Annotated in this window: 17 protein-coding genes; 7 read left to right on the top strand and 10 right to left on the bottom strand. The window is 38.8% G+C overall.

Going from position 1 to position 19,334, the window contains the following annotated elements; translation table 11 throughout:
* Positions 1 to 44 precede the first annotated feature (44 nt).
* Together Q9M50_04340 and Q9M50_04335 are read right to left on the bottom strand one after the other, a co-directional pair.
* Positions 45 to 1,220, bottom strand: coding sequence for a phosphoglycerate kinase (locus tag Q9M50_04340; protein ID MDQ7089858.1), 1,176 nt, complete (start codon positions 1,218 to 1,220; stop codon positions 45 to 47).
* A gap of 488 nt (positions 1,221 to 1,708) precedes the next feature.
* Entirely contained in the window at positions 1,709 to 2,218 is a 510-nt protein-coding gene (locus tag Q9M50_04335) for a hypothetical protein (GenBank protein ID MDQ7089857.1), read from the bottom strand.
* Between the two features lie 286 nt (positions 2,219 to 2,504).
* On the opposite strand from Q9M50_04335, the gene Q9M50_04330 reads away from it, so the two are divergent.
* A complete protein-coding gene (locus tag Q9M50_04330; GenBank protein MDQ7089856.1) occupies positions 2,505 to 3,110 on the top strand; it encodes a peroxiredoxin C in 606 nt (201 codons plus the stop codon).
* 63 nt (positions 3,111 to 3,173) lie between these two features.
* Here Q9M50_04330 and Q9M50_04325 read toward each other — a convergent pair whose 3' ends face one another.
* Positions 3,174 to 3,422 (bottom strand): hypothetical protein, encoded by a 249-nt coding sequence (locus tag Q9M50_04325; GenBank protein MDQ7089855.1) that lies wholly within the window; start codon positions 3,420 to 3,422, stop codon positions 3,174 to 3,176.
* 161 nt (positions 3,423 to 3,583) lie between these two features.
* Between Q9M50_04325 and Q9M50_04320 the strand changes: the two genes are divergently transcribed.
* The 5 genes from Q9M50_04320 (at position 3,584) to Q9M50_04300 (ending at position 9,680) form a co-directional block, all read left to right on the top strand.
* The gene (locus Q9M50_04320; protein MDQ7089854.1) at positions 3,584 to 5,647 is read left to right on the top strand and encodes an AsmA family protein; all 2,064 of its coding nucleotides are present in this window, start codon (positions 3,584 to 3,586) and stop codon (positions 5,645 to 5,647) included.
* A 37-nt stretch (positions 5,648 to 5,684) separates the two neighbouring features.
* A complete protein-coding gene (locus Q9M50_04315) occupies positions 5,685 to 6,623 on the top strand; it encodes a hypothetical protein (GenBank protein MDQ7089853.1) in 939 nt (312 codons plus the stop codon).
* 89 nt (positions 6,624 to 6,712) lie between these two features.
* A complete protein-coding gene (locus tag Q9M50_04310; protein ID MDQ7089852.1) occupies positions 6,713 to 7,099 on the top strand; it encodes a VOC family protein in 387 nt (128 codons plus the stop codon).
* Positions 7,100 to 7,147: 48 nt separating this feature from the next.
* Positions 7,148 to 8,632: a glucose-6-phosphate dehydrogenase gene (gene zwf / locus Q9M50_04305; protein MDQ7089851.1), complete on the top strand. Its 1,485-nt coding sequence runs from the start codon at positions 7,148 to 7,150 to the stop codon at positions 8,630 to 8,632.
* A 241-nt stretch (positions 8,633 to 8,873) separates the two neighbouring features.
* The gene (locus tag Q9M50_04300; GenBank protein MDQ7089850.1) at positions 8,874 to 9,680 is read left to right on the top strand and encodes a hypothetical protein; all 807 of its coding nucleotides are present in this window, start codon (positions 8,874 to 8,876) and stop codon (positions 9,678 to 9,680) included.
* A 4-nt stretch (positions 9,681 to 9,684) separates the two neighbouring features.
* Here the strand turns inward: Q9M50_04300 and Q9M50_04295 are convergent, their stop codons facing one another.
* From Q9M50_04295 to alaC, 7 genes are all read right to left on the bottom strand, one after another.
* Positions 9,685 to 10,332 (bottom strand): DUF4126 domain-containing protein, encoded by a 648-nt coding sequence (locus Q9M50_04295; GenBank protein ID MDQ7089849.1) that lies wholly within the window; start codon positions 10,330 to 10,332, stop codon positions 9,685 to 9,687.
* A 171-nt stretch (positions 10,333 to 10,503) separates the two neighbouring features.
* Positions 10,504 to 11,901 (bottom strand): redoxin domain-containing protein, encoded by a 1,398-nt coding sequence (locus Q9M50_04290; protein MDQ7089848.1) that lies wholly within the window; start codon positions 11,899 to 11,901, stop codon positions 10,504 to 10,506.
* Between the two features lie 58 nt (positions 11,902 to 11,959).
* Positions 11,960 to 12,559 (bottom strand): DoxX family protein, encoded by a 600-nt coding sequence (locus Q9M50_04285; protein MDQ7089847.1) that lies wholly within the window; start codon positions 12,557 to 12,559, stop codon positions 11,960 to 11,962.
* Positions 12,560 to 12,628: 69 nt separating this feature from the next.
* Positions 12,629 to 13,165, bottom strand: coding sequence for a hypothetical protein (locus tag Q9M50_04280; protein MDQ7089846.1), 537 nt, complete (start codon positions 13,163 to 13,165; stop codon positions 12,629 to 12,631).
* 264 nt (positions 13,166 to 13,429) lie between these two features.
* Positions 13,430 to 14,500, bottom strand: a complete 1,071-nt coding sequence (gene thrC, locus Q9M50_04275; GenBank protein MDQ7089845.1) for a threonine synthase — start codon at positions 14,498 to 14,500, stop codon at positions 13,430 to 13,432.
* Between the two features lie 51 nt (positions 14,501 to 14,551).
* Positions 14,552 to 15,862 carry a homoserine dehydrogenase gene (locus Q9M50_04270; protein MDQ7089844.1) on the bottom strand — a complete coding sequence of 437 codons (1,311 nt, stop codon included), beginning with the start codon at positions 15,860 to 15,862 and terminating at the stop codon, positions 14,552 to 14,554.
* Between the two features lie 39 nt (positions 15,863 to 15,901).
* Entirely contained in the window at positions 15,902 to 17,086 is a 1,185-nt protein-coding gene (gene alaC, locus Q9M50_04265) for an alanine transaminase (protein ID MDQ7089843.1), read from the bottom strand.
* Between the two features lie 439 nt (positions 17,087 to 17,525).
* On the opposite strand from alaC, the gene lepA reads away from it, so the two are divergent.
* Positions 17,526 to 19,328 (top strand): translation elongation factor 4, encoded by a 1,803-nt coding sequence (gene lepA, locus Q9M50_04260; GenBank protein MDQ7089842.1) that lies wholly within the window; start codon positions 17,526 to 17,528, stop codon positions 19,326 to 19,328.
* Positions 19,329 to 19,334 lie beyond the last annotated feature (6 nt).

Raw genomic sequence — 19,334 nt, 5'->3', positions numbered from 1 at the left:
AAGCAGTTAAAGTAGGTCAAAAAAGCCTACTTTAACGTTATTTTTTACGCGCCGCGTTTTTCAAGCATATCAACCGCAGGTAACGTTTTCCCTTCTAAAAATTCAAGGAACGCTCCGCCGCCTGTTGAGGTGTAAGAAACTTGGTCATTAATCGCATATTTATCAATAGCGGCCAAGGTATCGCCGCCCCCTGCAATAGAGAACGCACTACTCGTTGCAATCGCAGCGGATAAGGATTTAGTCCCTTCTGCAAATTGATCAATTTCAAAAACGCCAACAGGTCCATTCCAAACAATTGTTTTGGCTGTTCTTAAAATTTCAGCATGTTGCTTTGCTGTTTCAGGCCCTATATCTAAAATTAAGTCATCCGCTTCAACATCCGCTACGTTTTTAATCGTGGCTACCGCCGTATCAGAAAATTCTTTAGCGCAAACAACATCAACAGGTACAGGAATATCCGCGCCTTTTTCTTTTGCCGCTGCCATTAAACGTTTCGCTTCATCCACTAAATCAGCTTCATATAATGATTTCCCAACAGGAAACCCAGCGGCGGCAATAAACGTATTTGCAATGCCTCCGCCCACAATAAGCTGGTCAACTTTAGATGATAAGGTTTCCAAAACGGTGAGTTTAGTTGATACTTTAGACCCCCCTACAATCGCAACTAAGGGTTTTTCAGGGTTATCTAACGCACTAGCAAGGGCTTCTAATTCATTGGTTAATAAAGGCCCTGCACACGCAATGGCGGCTTGTTCACCGACGCTATGGGTAGAGGCTTGCGCTCTATGAGCTGTTCCAAAAGCATCCATGACAAAAATATCACACAGTTTAGCTATTGTTTTACCTAAATCAGCGTTATTATTTTTTTCACCAATATTAAAGCGGACATTTTCACACAAGACCACTTCACCCGCATTAATTTCAACGCCTGCTAACCAAGATTTTTCTAAACGAACAGGTTGGTCAAGTAATTCAGCTAAACGCTCAGCCACAGGTTGTAAACTAAATTGAGCATCATACTCGCCTTCAATAGGACGGCCTAAGTGAGACATGACCATAACAGCTGCCCCAGATGCTAATGCTTTTTTAATCGTTGGGAGGCTAGCTTTAATGCGTAAATCGCTGGTCACTTTACCATTTTTAACGGGGACATTTAAATCTTGGCGAATTAAGACTCGTTTGTTGGTTAAGTCTAAATCAGTCATTTTTATAATAGCCATGGTAGTTCATTTCCTGTAAGTTTGGAGTTAAAAGAAGAAGCCTAACTTTAATAAAACTAAAATTCAATAGGGGGAGTAAATTTATAGGGTGTAAAGAATGATTAAGGCATAAAAACTTAATCATTTTGGCGACACAACATAAGACAGGACACTAAGCCTCGCTTCATAGTGTCCGATCTTAAGTGGGTAGCCAATTTGTCGTACGTTTTCTTAAAAATAAAGCCACCTTACGCTTAAAGAAAAATAGCGGTAACTAATGGGGAACACACTATTTTATACCTCTAGCGAACGCATTTAATTTTTATACAACACAACCCATAAGAGATAAGCCCCTTATTTCTAGCTATTTTTATCCCATACCAAGTGAATTATCAAAAATAAAATGAAAGCATCTAAAATCAGTAGCAGGTAATATAAAAAATTAGAATTAATTAAATGTGTGAGCAATTTCTCTTTAATATATTGTTTTTTACGTTATAATGCGAAGCCTAAGTTGCATTTAAATTTGGGTTTTCATAGAGGCGTAACTTTTTCCAACCGACAAACTTAGTATCATAAAAAGGGATGTCATGGTCAATAGAATGCTCGTAACAATGTCTAAAAATCTTTGCGGTTCTAAACGCATGTAGCTCATCATTAGCCGTAATCGTATCAACATTACCTACTTGAAACGTTTTGTTTTTAGACTTACGATCTTTGACCCAAAAAACGGTGTAGCATAAATAACTTTTATCTTTACGATGATCGTATTTTATGGTTCTTGAAACGCCTGTAACCCCTGTTGTTGTTTTGTTTTTAGGCGGTTTAAGAAACCGTGTTCGGCTCCCTTTTAAGACCACTAACATTTGGTCGCGCCAAGCAATAGCAGCTAGCAGTGATTTAGATTTATTGCCCCAAAGTTTATGTGAAAAATAGCGGCTTGTCTCTTTACCGCGCCTGACGATACGAACTTGAAAACCAAAGGTGTCGGGTTCGGTGATGTGTTTATGTTTAGCCATTGTAATTACTCTTTAAAAAATAGAAAAAGCCTCTTTAACAGCAAAAATAGGCGGCTGGTAGACCCTCAAAAACCGCAGATGTTAAAGATACTAAAGCTTACAACATTTTTTGTAAGCGAATGCCTACAGATTATCCTCGTCAATTTTTAGAAAAGCAAGTAAAATATTTAATAATTATTAAACAAATCCTGAGTAATTTAGTGTAGAATGAAGAAACTCCGCTGCAAAGTGGTTTTACTTTGAATCGAATAAATATTTGATTTACAACAAATTTTGGAGATATAAGATGAGTGTATTAGTAGGTAAGCAAGCCCCTGATTTTACCGTGCCTGCTGTTTTAGGTGATGGCCAAATTGTGGATTCATTTAGTTTGTCGCAGGCAACACAAGGCAAATATACGGTCATTATGTTTTACCCTTTAGATTTTACCTTTGTATGTCCGAGTGAGTTGATTGCTTTAGATCATCGTATGGATGAATTTACTAGTCGGGGTGTTGAAGTTATTGCTGTTTCTATTGATTCACATTTTACCCATAACGCATGGCGCAATACGGCTATCAAGGACGGAGGAATTGGTCCTGTTCGCTATACCATGGCGGCTGATATTTCACATAGTATTTGTCAAGATTATGATGTTGAAGCTGAAAACCCAGCGGTCGCTTATCGCGGTAGCTTTTTAATGGATAAAAATCGTATTGTTCGTCATCAAGTAGTTAATGATTTGCCTTTAGGTCGTAACATGGATGAAATGTTACGTATGGTTGATGCGTTACAATTTTTTGAAGAACATGGTGAAGTTTGTCCTGCTGGTTGGAATAAAGGCGATACAGGAATGAATGCAAGTCCTGATGGCGTTGCAAAATATCTTGATGAAAATGCGGATAATTTATAAGCGTTAAGCAAGTCTTAATTTTAGTTAAGAGCACGTCGTGTCCTGACACGACGCGCTTTTTATTTAAGCCTTATTATTGTTCTTTTTTTCAGAATCATAGATTAACTTTTTCCTAATTAAATAGGCGACGGCTAATGCTGCAAATGTAGGAAGAACAGGGATTGACAGGGTGAAGTAAAGTAAAAACCAAGTAAGCCAATAACCAATTAACCCCACAAGAGCCCACCTAAGCCAATATTCTTTTTTTGCTTGTGCCGTCATTGCAAACCATACGAGCACAGCAATACCTACCATTTTTGCCAAAATAAACATAGTCTTGTCCTTAATTTATAATGATTTAAGTTACGCTGAGGTTAGTCCATAGTTTAACGGTCACTAACTGTAATAATAAGCGGAATCATTTTAAAAATTGTGATAAAGTTCTAATCATATTCGATATTTTTCTTCATAGCACCTAAATTCCTGAGATAACGATGAAAAAATCGCTCAAAATCATCTTATATGTTTTTACAGCGCTGGGTACAATAACCCTTATAACTGCTTTGTGTTTACCTTTTATCGTTAATCCCAATGATTTTAAAGCGCAGATAGAATCGGCAGTTAAAGCACAGACGGGACGAACGTTGACGATTAACGGAGATTTGAAATTATCTATTTTTCCGTGGATAGGAATTTCAACAGAACAAATAAGTTTGGGCAATGCCGCTGGATTTAACACGCCCTATTTTGCCCAAATACAGCAAAGTGAAATTAACGTTAAGCTGATCCCTTTGTTTTCAAAGCAACTTGATGTCAGTGAGATTACGATCAAAGGCTTGCGTTTAGCATTAAGTAAGAATAAGCAAGGGGTTAATAATTGGGATGATTTTAAATCTCAGCCTCAAAGTGATACAACAACCGTCAACCCTTTGGCTTTATTAGCCGTTGCGGGACTGTCCATTGAAGATGCTGAAATTACGTGGCAGGATTTACAAGCAAACCAACAAAGCGAAATTAAAAACCTCCAAATAAAACTCGGTAGGCTCGCCTTTGATCAAAAAGTTCCTCTAAAAGCCTCTTTAAACGTAAGCAATCAACAGCCTTTATTTTCCCAGATAATTGATTTTTCAGGCGATTTAATGATTAATTCGGCACTGGATACATTTCAATTAAAATCCGCTAAATTGAACGTTGAAACCACGAGTTCGGCCTTACCGACGGGATCATTGACGGTTCATTTATTTACTGATGCCTTGTTTAATAAAGCTGAAAATACGTTACATTTGCCTGAGTTAAAAATAATCAGTGGGGCATTTAAGTTTCATGCCGATGTAGAGGGGCATTTTAAAGAGCCTTCAAAAATAGCCTTAACCGCATCGGTTGAAACGCTGAATCTCATAGATTTTTTGCATAAAGTGAATCTTGAAATACCTAAAATGGCCGATGAAAATGCACTCACGTCATTGGCGTTCGATTTTAAATTACACGCTGATAAGCAGCAACTTAAAGTCGATGCGCTTAGGCTTAAAGTGGATGAAACAACCCTAAAAGGTTCTGTTGTCGTAACAAATTTTAATAAGCCTACGGTTCAATTTGATTTAAACGTTGATAGAGTGAATATTGATCGCTATTTACCACCTAATACGAATCATAAGTTAGATAAAATAGCGACCCCTGCAAGTATCGCGGCGATAGGGGTTTCCCTTATTCCTGTTGAGCTGTTAAAAAAATTAGATGCGTCAGGGAAAATTGTAATTGAACAGCTCAAAGTGAATGACCTAAAAATGCAGGGCGTAAGCCTAAATCTTGATGCTGAAAAAGGAATTGTGCAAAGTAATCAAACGATTAAATCGTTTTATCAGGGGGATTATAAGGGAGGATTTAATCTCAATGTTAATGCACTAGAAACGGTTTTTATTTTAAATGAACAGTTTAGCCATGTTCAAATTGCAGCCTTATTAAATGATATAAACGGTGAAGAAACACTCAAAGGTTGGATTGATATGGATGCTCAATTAACAGGGCGAGGGAATACGAAAGAGGCCATCAAATCTTCACTGAAAGGTCAGATTAGTTTTTTATTGAAAGATGGGGCTATTAATGGCTTCAATATTCAAAAATTTATTAATCAAAGTAAAGCCGTATTAAAAGGATCTATCCCTATAGAAAATACGACAGAGGATGAGCAACGTCTCTTTTCTAAAATTAGCGCAACCGCTTATATCAGTGAGGGGTTAATCCAAAATAATGATTTAATTGGAATCTCACCTAAAATTAAGCTCTCAGGACGGGGTTATGCAAACTTAATGACCGAAAAATTGGACTATCAAATTAAACTCTTAAGGATTAAGCAGCAAGCGACCGCTGACTCGCCTGAAGTGATCAGTAGTCAGCCGATTGTTATGAAGGTAGCGGGCAATTTTTCAAAACCGAGTTATAAACTTGATATCGCATCCATGTTGTTAGAAAAGAACTCAGGGAAAATAATTGAAACCTTAGAACGTTTAGATAAAAAACTTCCTAAAAAGCTGGAACGTTTTTTTAAGCATCTTCTTTGATTATTCATAGCGAGTGTTTCGCAGGAAGGAAAATAGGATGACGACCTTTAAAGTAAAAGATTATGTAAAAACCGCTGAAAATCTTTATTTCGCCGTTATCAAAGAAGGCGTAGAGAAAGGGCGAGTCTTAGTTTGTTTGCGCTATATTTTTCAAAGTGGATGTTGGGAAAAATTTGAAACCGCAACGGCAACTTTATTTTTACAACAAAATTACCCTGATTATCTTTATTATTCGCCGTCTATTGATGTGGAGGTTCATGCCCTTCCTGTTGAGGCGATTGTTAAACATTATCAACCGCATGATTGCTTACAAACCCTGTTGCAGCAACCCACCGAAAATGCGGTGATTAATGACTTAATCGCTGTTTGCACTATTTTTTCAGACAATGGGTTGGATATAACGCAACTCGGCATAACAGGTTCTTTATTAATTGGGGCGCAAAAATCCACCTCGGATATTGATTTAGTCTTTCATGATCGGGCTATTTTTCATCAAGCACGTCAGCTCGCTCGCCAATTAATCGCACGTAATCAGTTACAGCCCTTAACGCAGGCGGATTGGCAGCACGCTTTTATACGGCGGGGGTGTGAATTAAGTTTTAATGAGTATCTTTGGCATGAAAAACGTAAATATAATAAAGTACTCATCCATAATCGCAAGGTTGATATTAGTCTTTCACAACCTGCAATCCATGATCCTCGAACCTATTCTAAACAAGGGCCGATTGTTTTAACGGTCAAAATAACAGAGGATAGTCATGGGTTTGATTACCCCATTCGTTACTCAATAGACCACCTTGAAATCAGTACTATTATTTGTTTTACAGCCACTTACAGTGGTCAAGCTAAAGCAGGTGAGTGGGTGGAAGTCTCAGGACAACTGGAAAAATCAGAGACGGGTTATCAGCAAATCGTTGTGGGTTCTGATCGTGAAGCAAAAGGTGATTTTATTCGCGTCATTAATTCCCCGTCATAATTAACCATAAAAATAATAACGTATAATTCTGACATCAATAATTCCATTTTCATTTCATTTCATTTCCTTTCATTACCCCTCATTTTCGTATGCACTCAACTACAATTAATTTTTTAAGAATAGATCATCACAGTGTCATTTCTTCTGACATTGAAAAATCAAAGTTTTTTTACCATAATATTATTGGCTTAGAAATAGACTTAGAGCGACCTCCATTAAAATATGATGGTGCGTGGTTTAAAGTAACCGAAGACACCGCGCTTCACTGTTTGTGCTTACCTAATTATGATCCTGTTAAAGGGCGACCTGAACATGGGGGTCATGATCGGCATGTGGCTTTAAAGATTAATGATCTTTCACCTTTAATTTCACAATTAGACAAACATGCTATTTTTTATAGTCGAAGTATATCAGGACGGCAGGCTATTTTTTTTAGAGATCCCGATGGTAATGCAATAGAGGTGATTGAAAACTAATGAGCTGTTAAAATCCTCTTGTTTTTAAACTTTTTAGTGGAGCTGTGAATGTCGAATAAAGCGTGTACCTATGTCATTTTTGGAGCAACGGGAAATTTATCCCGTGTGAAATTAATGCCCGCTCTTTATCACTTAGAGATGGAGAATCGTTTGCCAGAGAACAGCAAGATTCTCGCCATTGGGCGACGTGATTGGGATAATGAAGTTTTGATTACCGAAGTACGAGAAATGATTGAAGAGAAGGCAAGAGGGGGCTTAGATGAAATAGTTTTTAAGCGTTTTTCTGAACGACTTTCTTATGCTAAGGTTAATATTGATGTCGCTGATGATTATGTAACGCTTGCAAACGAATTAAATAATAGCCATCACTATCCGAGTAATATGGCTTTTTATTTGGCCATTAGTCCTGAGTATTTTGCTAACGTCATTGAAAAATTGAGCCATGCTAAATTGCTAGAAGAATCCAGCGGTTGGCGACGAATGATTATTGAAAAACCCTTTGGCTATGATTTGGAAAGTTCTCAAGCCTTGCAGCAGCGAATTTCACGTTATTTAAAAGAGGAACAGATTTATCGTATCGACCATTATTTAGGTAAAGGAACGGTACAAAATGTGTTGGTTTTTCGTTTTGCCAATATCATGCTAGAACCGTTATGGAATCGTCATTATATTGATCATATTCAAATTACTCATTCAGAAGAAATGGGCATTGGGAGTCGGGCCAGTTATTATGACGATGCAGGGGCGATGCGTGATATGTTGCAAAGTCATTTATTGCAACTAATGGCCCTTGTCGCTATGGAGCCTCCTGCGTCAATGGATGCTGAATCCTTGCGTGATGAAAAAGTTAAAGTCTTAAAATCTATTCGCCCTATTGCAAAACAATCGGTGAATGCCTGTGCTTTTCGCGCACAATATTCCGAAGGGGTTGTTGACGGTAAAAAGCTAAGTAGTTATTTGCAAGAGGACAATGTTCCCGCGGATAGTGTTACGGAAACCTATGCGGCAATGAAGCTTTATGTGGATAATTGGCGTTGGCGTGATGTTCCATTTTATTTGCGAACAGGTAAACGGATGGCGAAAGGTCAATCAAGCATCTCAATTTGTTTTAAACAGCCACCGTTACAGTTTTTTCAAGACACTCAAGTGCAGAGTATGAACCCCAATTGGTTATTATTAGGCATACAACCTGAAGAATGTATTCGTATGGAAATGACCGTTAAAGAACCGGGGTTAGAAATGCGAACCCGTGTGCGGAGTTTGGATGCGAGTTTTAGAAATGATAATGAAAGTCATACCGATGCGTATGAAGACTTATTACTGGATGTGATTGAAGGCGATCGCTCTTTATTTTTACGTTTTGATGAAGTGGAATATGCATGGAAAATTGTGGATCCTATTTTACAAAAATGGGCCGTTGAGCGTGATTTTATTACAACGTATCCTGCGGGTTCTTGGGGGCCTCAAGAATGTAAGCGTTTATTTGAAACCGATCAACAGTATTGGCGTAGTTCACTTACACCGTGTAAATAAAAATAAATTTTGTAACAGGGCATCAATTATAGTGTAATGACCGATGGTTATCATTCGCTATCACGTTATCTATTTTTCTAAAAATAAGGGATATGACTTGTTTGTTTAAGGCATATCTCTTATGTTAGGCATTTATCGCTATTAATATCCCCCTAATTCAATAGTACCCTCTACTCTACAAAGAAATTTCTTTTCCCGTGTTAGCGGGATTTTGTCATGCGACATTTTGTCACGCGGCAATATGTCACATTTTCAAAGTCTACAAAAGTCTTTACACTTGCTGCATCTCTTAGATACGCGGCACGATCATTTTCTAGGGATAAGCAGAATCCTTCCTTTTTATGCGGTCGTTATGGCCGCATTTTTTTTAATAGTGATTGCGATGAAAAGAAATTATTATATTAATGATTTAAATCCTCAGAATTTTAAAAAATTAGCCACTCAGGTTGCCTTCCATGAAGCGGGACATGCCGTTGCTATTTACCTTTATAATAAACAACAACAGTTACCCTCAATATTTTTTCAAATTCATTTGAATAGTTATGATGACGTGACCTTGTTGACAACCGATGACTCACAAACGGCTTATGTCGCAGCATCCATTGAAGGGGGGTGTCTCATAGAAAATTTAGCCCTTAATTTATCGGTTGGTTCCAGTGAAATTTATCCCGAGGAAAAAGAAGAATATCATCGGGCGTTAAATGCGGATGTGATTAATTTATTAGCAGGGTCGATTGCGGAACAACATTACCTTATTTTGCGTGACAACGAAGTGATTGATGTTGATTTAATCAGTATTAAAAACTTAGGACGTTATGGTAATTATTCAGATATGCAAAAAATTAATAATTATTTGCGATTTTTTAGTGATGACCCACGCGAGCAACAAGAAAAATTAACTGAATTATTGAAAAAGTCATTTTTATTTATTACCGATCGACAAACCTGGAAATCGGTTACCGCCGTTGCTTATTACTTGTTAAATTCACAAGAAAAAGACGTTCACTGTGAAGATATTTTTAACGTTATTGATCGCGTTACCGTTTAAAATTTTAGCGAGGGGGGGGAGTAGACGAATGCTCTTCATCACTTGAATGCCCACCAAAAAGATTAAAAATAAATCGGAACACTTTTTTAATGCCTGTCCAAATTTTAGGTAATAACCAGATCATGAAGAGTATAAAGACAACCAACAGGGCTAAAAATAAGACGGGTTGATTTAAGCACAGCCAAATTCCGCCAATAACAGTGACATCTTCGCCTATTGATGCGCCCCAATTCGTAAAGGGTTCGGGGGAGGTATTAATTAAAACGCGCGTCCCCGCCTTTGTTGCATGAGTACCCGTAGCTAATCCGCCACCCACAATTCCCGCCGCCACTTCCATTGCAGGACTTATATCGCCAACAGCGGCCGCCGCTAATAAAGCCCCCGCAGGAATTCGAATAAACGTATGTATTCCATCCCAAGCTGTATCCACCCCTGGTATTTTATCGGCGAAAAATTCGATCACATACATTAAGCCAGCGGCTCCAATAACCCAAGGATTCGCGACAATATCTAAATTAGGCGGCAAGTGAATTTGCTCACCATAAGAAAGTAGCCCTAGGGTTACAATTGCGGCATATAAATTAATTCCACTCGCCCACGCAACTCCCATTGTTAATGCTAAAGTTGCCGAGAGTTGTTCTAATCCTTCCATAATAAAGCCTTTTTAGAGTTAACTTAAAATGGATACTTTATCATCGAAATAAGGTCATGAATAGTCACAGCGTATCTCATCATTAGGCGAATAAATTATAACTAATGAGACCCGTTTAAACCGTCTTTTAGAGGGGATGGATCGATTCGTTACTCATTTTTTGTGAGGTCGTTACGTTTTGCTAATAGGTAATGAAAAATAAAACTCAGTGCCATGATTTTCTTCACTCTTACAGCCTATTTTTCCGCCATGATTTTCTATAATATTACGACAAACATCTAAGCCTAATCCCGTTCCCTCATCGCCCTTAGTGGTAAAAAAAGGTCGCCATATTTGATCCAAAACCTCTTTTTTCATTCCTATCCCATTATCAATAATGGAAACCGTTACCGAATCATGATCTAACTGTGTTTTAAGAGTGATCTCTCCTTTATTTACGCGGTTAGTTAATGCGTGAGCAGCATTACGAATTAAATTGAGCAACACTTGAATAATTTTATTTTTATTAATTTCGACATCCCCTTGATAATCAAGGACTAAATGAATCGATTTATTTTTAACATCCGCATCTAACTGTGATAATTTAACCGCTTCATTCATTATTGAAACCAACGAATAAGGCCGTGTTTTGTAATGAACCTCTTCTTCTTTCGCTAATAACCGAACCTCGTCAATTAATTCTAAAATTCGTGTGCGACTATCATAGATGTAGCCTGCATATTGTTGATGTTTACTGGAAAGATCATCCGTCATTAAATCCAAAAAGCTAATAGGGTTTAATAAATTTTTAATTTCATGAACGAGTCCTGCGGTTAAATCACCAATGATCGCTTTTTTTTCTTTACGTAATAATTGATCTTGCGTTTGACGAAGCTCAGTTAAGGTGTTGCGTAATATTTCATTTTTACTGTGCAAATACGATGAAAGTGCCTCATCTTTACCGAGTAATCGTTCTAAGGTTCCAATAATTTCAAGAGGCTCCATTCGTGTTAAAAAATCAGCAGAAACATAGCGTCCGCAAACAGTTCCCTGTTGATTTAAGACAAAGGTAGCAGGAATCGGTAAATTCCAAGACCCATTAATATCATCTTGTTGGGTTAAATACTGATGAACTTGTCGCCAATCTTGGGGAACTTCAAATTGCAACTGATAATTTTTAATGACTTTTTGCTCAGGGTCACTTAATAATTCAAAATCTAACCCCATTTCTTGATATAACTGAAAGGCTTGTTCCGAGGTTTGTGGTGCAATAGCGAGTAAGCATCCCCCCATCGCGGTTATTTCTTCTAATGCTTCCTGTTGGGCTTTTAATTCAATTTTACAAATAGGACACCAATCTCCCCTATAAAAGGATAAGACAACGGGGCCTTTTTGTAATAGTTGGTTTAAATTAACCTCATCGCCTTGATGATTTTTTAAAGAGAAATCAGGGGCTTGTTCACCTAAAGCAATGCCTGTGGCAATTGCTTCATCGTCTAATTGTTGGCTAATGTGATCAACCAATAAGATATAGTCTTTTGATAAGCTTAACTCAGTAACTAAGGTTGCAATTCGGTTATTAGTAATCATTTTGTCCCCTAACTTCAGAAATAGATACGTACTCTACTGCGATATAATCATAATAGTCTTACTCATTTTTTATAAACTTTTGAGCTAACCAGTAATCCACACTAACATAGCGTCCCGCTCCGATAAAGAATAATACGATTAACATAAGACTATAAGTGGCTGCAAACTCAATTCCATTATTAAGAATGACTAAACTACCCTGTTCCGTTAGCCATTCATAATTACCATGGGTTTGTAAAATTTCTTTAGCTTTCGCTAATCGGGTGGCCGCCTCAATGGTTCGTTCATTGGCAAAAAAACCACTGGGTTCTGCGATAGCTAACCAACCATTTTTCCAATGAACGGTTAAGGCCGCCCCAATCATCGTAAAAAAAAGAGGGATAGAAATCCAGCGAACTGCAAACCCAAAGAGTAAAAAAATAGCTCCCAGTATTTCGACACTGGTGACTAATGAAGCCAGTAGCGTTGGAAAGGGTAAGCCTAATCCCCAGTCACTATTTCCAAACCATTGTACCGTACTGTCAAAGCTTGCAAATTTTTTAGTGCCTGCCATCCACATAATGGGGACTAAATACAGTCTTAATATTAAGGGGGCTAAAAAATCAACGCGCGTGCTTAAATTAAGTATTCGCAGCCCGTTGTTAAAAATTGTTAACATGATGATTCTCCAAATTTGTAATTTAACATCGTGGTCAGTACACTCATGATGGGGGTAATTTAAGGTGTTTTATGGCGTTACAGAACTATTCGTTGTATTAACGTTTTCAATATGTGTAAGCTCAAAGGCTAAGGGGGCTGAATTTAAGAGCGGTGTCATTTCAGCTTTCCATTTAAGCGTAATATCGCCCTTTTCATCTTCTAAATAAATAGTAGGCAATGATAATTTAGCCGAATTTATAGAATAAATAGTGGGAAGTGTTTTTTCAGGAAATCCCAGTGCTTGCCAGTTTTTTAAGGCTTGTTTTTGTTCATCATTAAGGAGAGAAAGAGGGCTAAAGGAGGGCGGCATGTTCATTTGAATGACCCCGCGATTAACGGCTGCGGTACCCCGTGATAAAGCGGTAGTATAGGTATCAAAATCTGCCCCCGTAGGCGCACCATTACGATTTTCTACGGTTAACTCAGAGGAATGGCAAGCGAGACAATTCGTTAAAAAAACTTGAGCGCGAATCCCATTTTCTCCCTCATAAACAGGGTCAATGGCAACGGCTTGATGCATAAAACAAGAAAACGGCAGCGCGATAAAAAGAATTATTTTTTTCATAAAAAATGACCTGAAATTTAAACGTTTATTGATAATTCGGTTAGATGATAACTAACGAAATACTATTTAATAACCCCTGCCTTTATTTCATTGCATGGGTATTAATTAGTCGTTTAAGCGGCCTATTCCTTACATATTAAAGTAAACGTTAGCTTATTGATGGATAAGAGGCTGTTTGCTTAATTTTTGTTTAGCAGGGGGATATTCGATCAGATAGGGAGGCCATGATTCCTCCCTACGATTGTGTGAAAAGTTTTTTAAAAACTACATGTTCGCTAAAATTGCTTTTTTAACCGCGTCTAAATTGGCCTCAATGGTCACAGGATGAGTCTCTTTACACTGTGCTATAGCGGTATCAGGGTCTTTTAATCCATTCCCTGTTAACGTACACACTATTTTAGAGCCTTCTTTTATTTTTCCCGTACTTAGGTCATGCAATGCCCCCGCTAACGAGGCCGCTGAGGCAGGTTCACAAAAAATACCTTCATGAAGGGCAAGCATTTTTTGCGCGGCTAAAATTTGGTTATCCGTAAATTTATCAAACCAGCCGCCTGATTCTTTTTGAGTCTTCCATGCAAAGTCCCATGATTGTGGCCGACCAATACGAATGGCTGTTGCGACGGTTTCGGGGTTATCAATCATTTCACCCTTAACAAAAGGCGCGGCCCCTGCGGCTTGATAACCACACATTATAGGCCGTTTAGTGGCTATGTTATCCGTTGCATATTCGCTATAGCCTTTCCAATAGGCGGTGATATTACCTGCATTGCCCACGGGAAGACAGTGATAATCAGGAGCATCGCCTAAATCATCTACAATTTCAAAGGCGGCCGTTTTTTGTCCGTCAATTCTAAACGGGTTAATTGAATTAACAATCGTCACGGGCGCGTGATCGGCAACCTCTTTAACCAAACTCATCCCTTGATCAAAATTACCGTTAATTTGAATAATTTCTGCGCCATACATTAAGGTTTGGGCAAGTTTTCCTAACGCAATTTTTCCATCAGGAATGAGAACAAAAGCACGAATCCCTGCGCGAACCGCATAAGCCGCCGCTGAGGCTGACGTATTTCCTGTTGAGGCACAGATAATCGCTTGACTTCCTTCTTCAACCGCTTTGGTTACCGCCATCGTCATTCCACGATCTTTAAAGGATCCTGTTGGATTGAGGCCTTCATATTTCACATAAATTTCAACATCTTTACCTATTAAATTTGGAATATTTTCCAATTTAATGAGAGGCGTATTACCTTCACTCAAGCTGATAATGCGCGTACCCTCATTAACTGGTAAACGATCCCGATAACGATTAATGAGTCCTGTGTAGTGAGCCATGTTATTTCCAGTTATTTTGTAAGCACGCGTTAAATTAAAATTTCAACGCGGTTATTTGAGTATTTCCATTCTAATTTTAACGACATCGCCATTAATAGAGTCTAAGGCTTCAATTTTTTTAATCGCCGCATTCATTTCTTTTTCTATTGTGGATTGCATCAGCATGATGACAGGAACTTTAGTGGTTCCTTGATGCGGTTCTTTTTGAATCATGGCCTCTATACTGATCTGATGATCGGCAAAAATACCCGTTACTTCGGCAATAACACCGGGTTTATCATCGGCATCTAAGCGTAAATAATAGGACGTTTCCATTTCCTCGGCATCTAAAACAGGAATATTGGCAATAGAATTCGCTTGAAAGGCTAAATGTGGAACATGATTTTCGGGATCGGTTGTTAAGGTTCGCACGACATCAATAACATCCGCGACAACGGCCGATGCAGTCGGTTCTGCACCTGCGCCCGCACCATAATAAAGTGTTGGCCCAACCGCATCCCCTTGAACTAAAATCGCATTCATGATGCCATCAACATTCGCAATTAAACGTCGATGTGGAATTAACGTGGGGTGGACGCGTAACTCAATGCCTTTTTTTGTTTTGCGAGCAATCCCTAAATGTTTGATGCGATAGCCTAACTCTTCGGCATAATTAACATCTTCGCGGGTAATTTGAGTAATCCCTTCAATATAAATTTTTTCAAATTGTAATGGAATACCAAAAGCAATGGCGGCTAAAATGGTTAATTTATGCGCGGCATCAATTCCTTCGACATCAAACGTAGGATCGGCTTCGGCATAACCTAGGGCTTGTGCCTCGGCTAAGACATCTTCAAAATTGCGTCCTTTGTCTCGCATTTCGGTTAAAATGAAATTTCCTGTGCCATTAATAATGCCTGCGAGCCATTCAATTTGATTGCCGCTTAAGCCTTCTCGTAAGGCTTTTATAATAGGAATTCCCCCCGCAACCGCCGCTTCAAAAGCAACCACAACGCCTTTAGCACTGGCTTGTTCAAAAATCTCATTACCATGTAAGGCAATTAAGGCTTTATTGGCGGTGACAATATGCTTTCCTTTGGAAATAGCAATTAAAACAAGGTCTTTCGCCAGTGTATCGCCACCGATTAACTCTAAAATAATCTCAATATCAGGATCATTAATAATTTCTAACGGGTCGGTCGTTAATTGAATCCCCTGCGTGTCACAAATACGTTCCCGTTCTAAATTTCTAGCACAGGCTCGCGTAACAATGATTTCGCGCCCTGCACGACGGGCAATTTCAGCGGCATTGCGTTTTAAAACATTAATTGTGCCGCCGCCAACAACGCCCAATCCTAATACACCCACTTTTACTGGTTTCAACTCTAGCTCCTTAATGCTTAAACTAATTGGTTATGACTATTATACCGCGTTGTCTTTTTTTAACATATATCGAATTCCTTTCAAGGCTTGACGAATTCTGTGTTCGTTTTCGATGAGACTGAATCTAACATGATCATCCCCATATTGCCCAAACCCGATTCCAGGGGATACGGCCACCTTGGCATCAATAATCATTTTTTTACAAAATTCCAAGGACCCCATAGCTTGGTAGGCTTTTGGAATCTGAGACCAAACAAACATCGTAGCTTTCGGTTTTTCAACGGCCCACCCTAACGCATTTAAGCCGTCACACAACGCATCTCGACGACTTTTATACATGGCACAAATTTCTTTAACACAGTCTTGAGGGCCTTCTAAAGCATGAATCGCGGCGACTTGAATCGGGGTAAAGGTTCCGTAATCTAAATAAGATTTCATCCGTGTTAAGGCCGCGACTAAATCAGGATTTCCACACATAAACCCGACACGCCATCCTGGCATATTATAGCTTTTAGATAATGAAAAGAATTCAACAGCAATGTCTTTTGCGCCCTCCACCTCTAAAATAGAAGGGGCTTTATAGCCATCAAAAACAATATCCGCATAGGCAATATCATGAACAATCCAAATATTATGCTCTTTTGCGACTTTGATAATGCGTTCAAAAAAATCCAGTTCGATACATTGCGTGGTTGGATTGCCTGGAAAATTTAGAATTAACATTTTCGGCTTAGGCCATGAATCAATAATGGCTTTGTGCAGCTCTTCAAAAAAATCAACACCAGGGACGAGCGAAACATGACGTAAATCCGCGCCTGCAATGACGACCCCATAAGGATGAATGGGATAGGCGGGGTTAGGGACTAAAACAACATCACCCGGTCCTAAGGTCGCTAAGGCAAGATGAGCAAGCCCCTCTTTTGAACCAATGGTGACAATAGCCTCCGTTTCAGGGTCTAAATCAACATCGTAGCGTTTTTTATACCAGTTACAAATGGCTTGCCTTAACCGAGGAATCCCTTTGGAGACAGAATAGCGATGGGTATCATCTCGCTGTGCGGCTTCCACCATTTTATCAACAATATGTTTAGGTGTTGGCTGATCGGGATTACCCATGCCAAAATCAATAATATCCTCCCCATTGGCGCGCGCTTTTGCTTTTAATTCGTTAACAATATTAAAAACATAAGGGGGTAAACGGCTGATTCGATGAAATTCTTCCATTGGTAACTCTTGACAGATTAGAAGCTAAAACCATTTAAACTACGGGGGTTAAACATTTATGTCAATGGGGATTACGACCTCATCCTGATTTTATTTAACCGTTATCAACCCTTATTTCTTAAAAAAATCACGCTGATTGCCCTTTAAATTTCAATAAAGTACACGGTATCGAATCATTAATTTTAAATAAAGGATGAAATTATAAGAAAGGGGAGTCTTTTAAATTTTTAGCGTCATTGATTAACCAAAATAAGAGGCGATTTTTTTCGTATCGCAAAATGAAATAGAAACCTGGTCTAAGACTAATTTCTGTTACAATGAAAGGTTTGAAATTCAGAGAAATTTTTCCTAAACTGTCTATTAAATTAATAGTTTGACTAAATTTTAGAAACTTGAATTTCATTTCTTTGTAACCGCCTCACAAATAACTGAAAATTAAGTGGATTTAAAATATATACGAAATTTCTCCATTATCGCGCATATCGATCATGGAAAATCAACCCTCGCTGACCGCTTTATACAGTTGTGTGACGGTTTAAGTGACAGAGAAATGGCCGCTCAAGTCTTAGATTCAATGGATATAGAACGAGAGCGAGGCATTACCATTAAAGCCCAGAGTGTTACGTTAGCGTATAAATCCGATGATGGACACACGTATCAGCTCAATTTCATTGACACTCCCGGTCATGTTGACTTTTCTTATGAAGTCTCACGCTCACTAGCCGCCTGTGAAGGGGCGTTATTGATTGTGGATGCCGCCCAAGGGGTTGAAGCCCAAAGTGTCGCTAATTGTTATACCGCCATTGAGCAAGGCTTAGAAGTTATTCCCGTTTTAAATAAAATTGATTTGCCTTCGGCTGAACCTGAACGCGTGATGCACGAAATTGAGGATGTTATTGGTATTCCTGCGGATAATGCCCTTAAAATCAGTGCTAAAACAGGGATTGGCATTAAAGCGGTTTTAGAGCAACTGGTTCAAGAAATCCCTGCCCCCAGTGGTGATCAAAACGCGCCGTTACAAGCCCTAATTATTGACTCTTGGTTTGATAATTACTTAGGCGTGGTTTCATTAGTTAGAATTGTTAATGGTCGCCTCCAACGCAAACAAAAAATAACGATTATGTCGACGGGGAAATCTTTTTTAGCTGAAAAAGTAGGCGTATTTACCCCTAAACGATTGGAGAAAGACGCGCTAGGAACGGGCGAAGTGGGCTTTATCGTTGCAGGCATTAAAGATATTTTCGGCGCACCAGTCGGGGATACCATTACCCTAACCAGTGATCCTGCGGTTGATAGTTTAAAAGGCTTTGAAAAAGTACAACCGCGCGTTTTTGCAGGGCTTTACCCTGTTAGCTCGGATGATTATACCAACATGCGTGAGGCGTTAGATAAATTACATCTTAATGATGCCGCCTTACAGTTTGAACCTGAAACCTCACAAGCCTTAGGGTTTGGATTCCGTTGTGGTTTTTTAGGGATGTTGCACATGGAAATTGTGCAAGAGCGTTTAGAGCGTGAATACGCGATTGATTTAATTACGACTGCGCCCACCGTTATTTATGAAGTTGAGACGCAAAAGGGGACCATATTAATGGTTGATAACCCTGCAAGATTACCTGATGCGGGCGTTATTACTGAAATTAGAGAGCCGATTATTCAGGCCAACATTTTAGTCCCTCAAGATTATTTAGGCGGTGTGATTAGTCTTTGTGTTGAAAAACGCGGCGTTCAAAAAAATATGCAGTACACAGGCTCTCAGGTTTCATTAAGTTACGAATTACCGTTGAGTGAAGTCGTTTTAGATTTTTTTGATCGCTTAAAATCTATTTCACGAGGCTACGCATCGTTTGATTATGAATTTTTGCGCTTTCAAGAAGCCGCTTTAATAAAACTGGATATATTAATTAACGGCGATAAAGTTGATGCCTTATCTATTATTGTTCACCGCGATTTAAGTCAAACACGCGGGCGTGACTTAGTTGAAAAAATGAAAGAATTAATTCCGCGTCAAATGTATGAAGTGGCGATACAAGCGGCTATTGGCTCTAAAATTATTGCCCGATCTACCGTTAAAGCCTTGCGTAAAAATGTGACTGCAAAATGTTATGGCGGTGATATTAGTCGTAAGAAAAAACTGCTTGAAAAACAAAAAGCGGGGAAAAAACGGATGAAACAAGTCGGTAGTATTGAAATTCCACAAGAAGCTTTTTTGGCCGTGTTACAAGTCAATAAAGACGCATGAGTCTAT

This window comes from Methylococcales bacterium (assembly GCA_030949405.1).
GTDB lineage: Bacteria > Pseudomonadota > Gammaproteobacteria > Methylococcales > Methylomonadaceae > WTBX01.
This window is presented reverse-complemented; position numbering and strand designations above follow the sequence as displayed.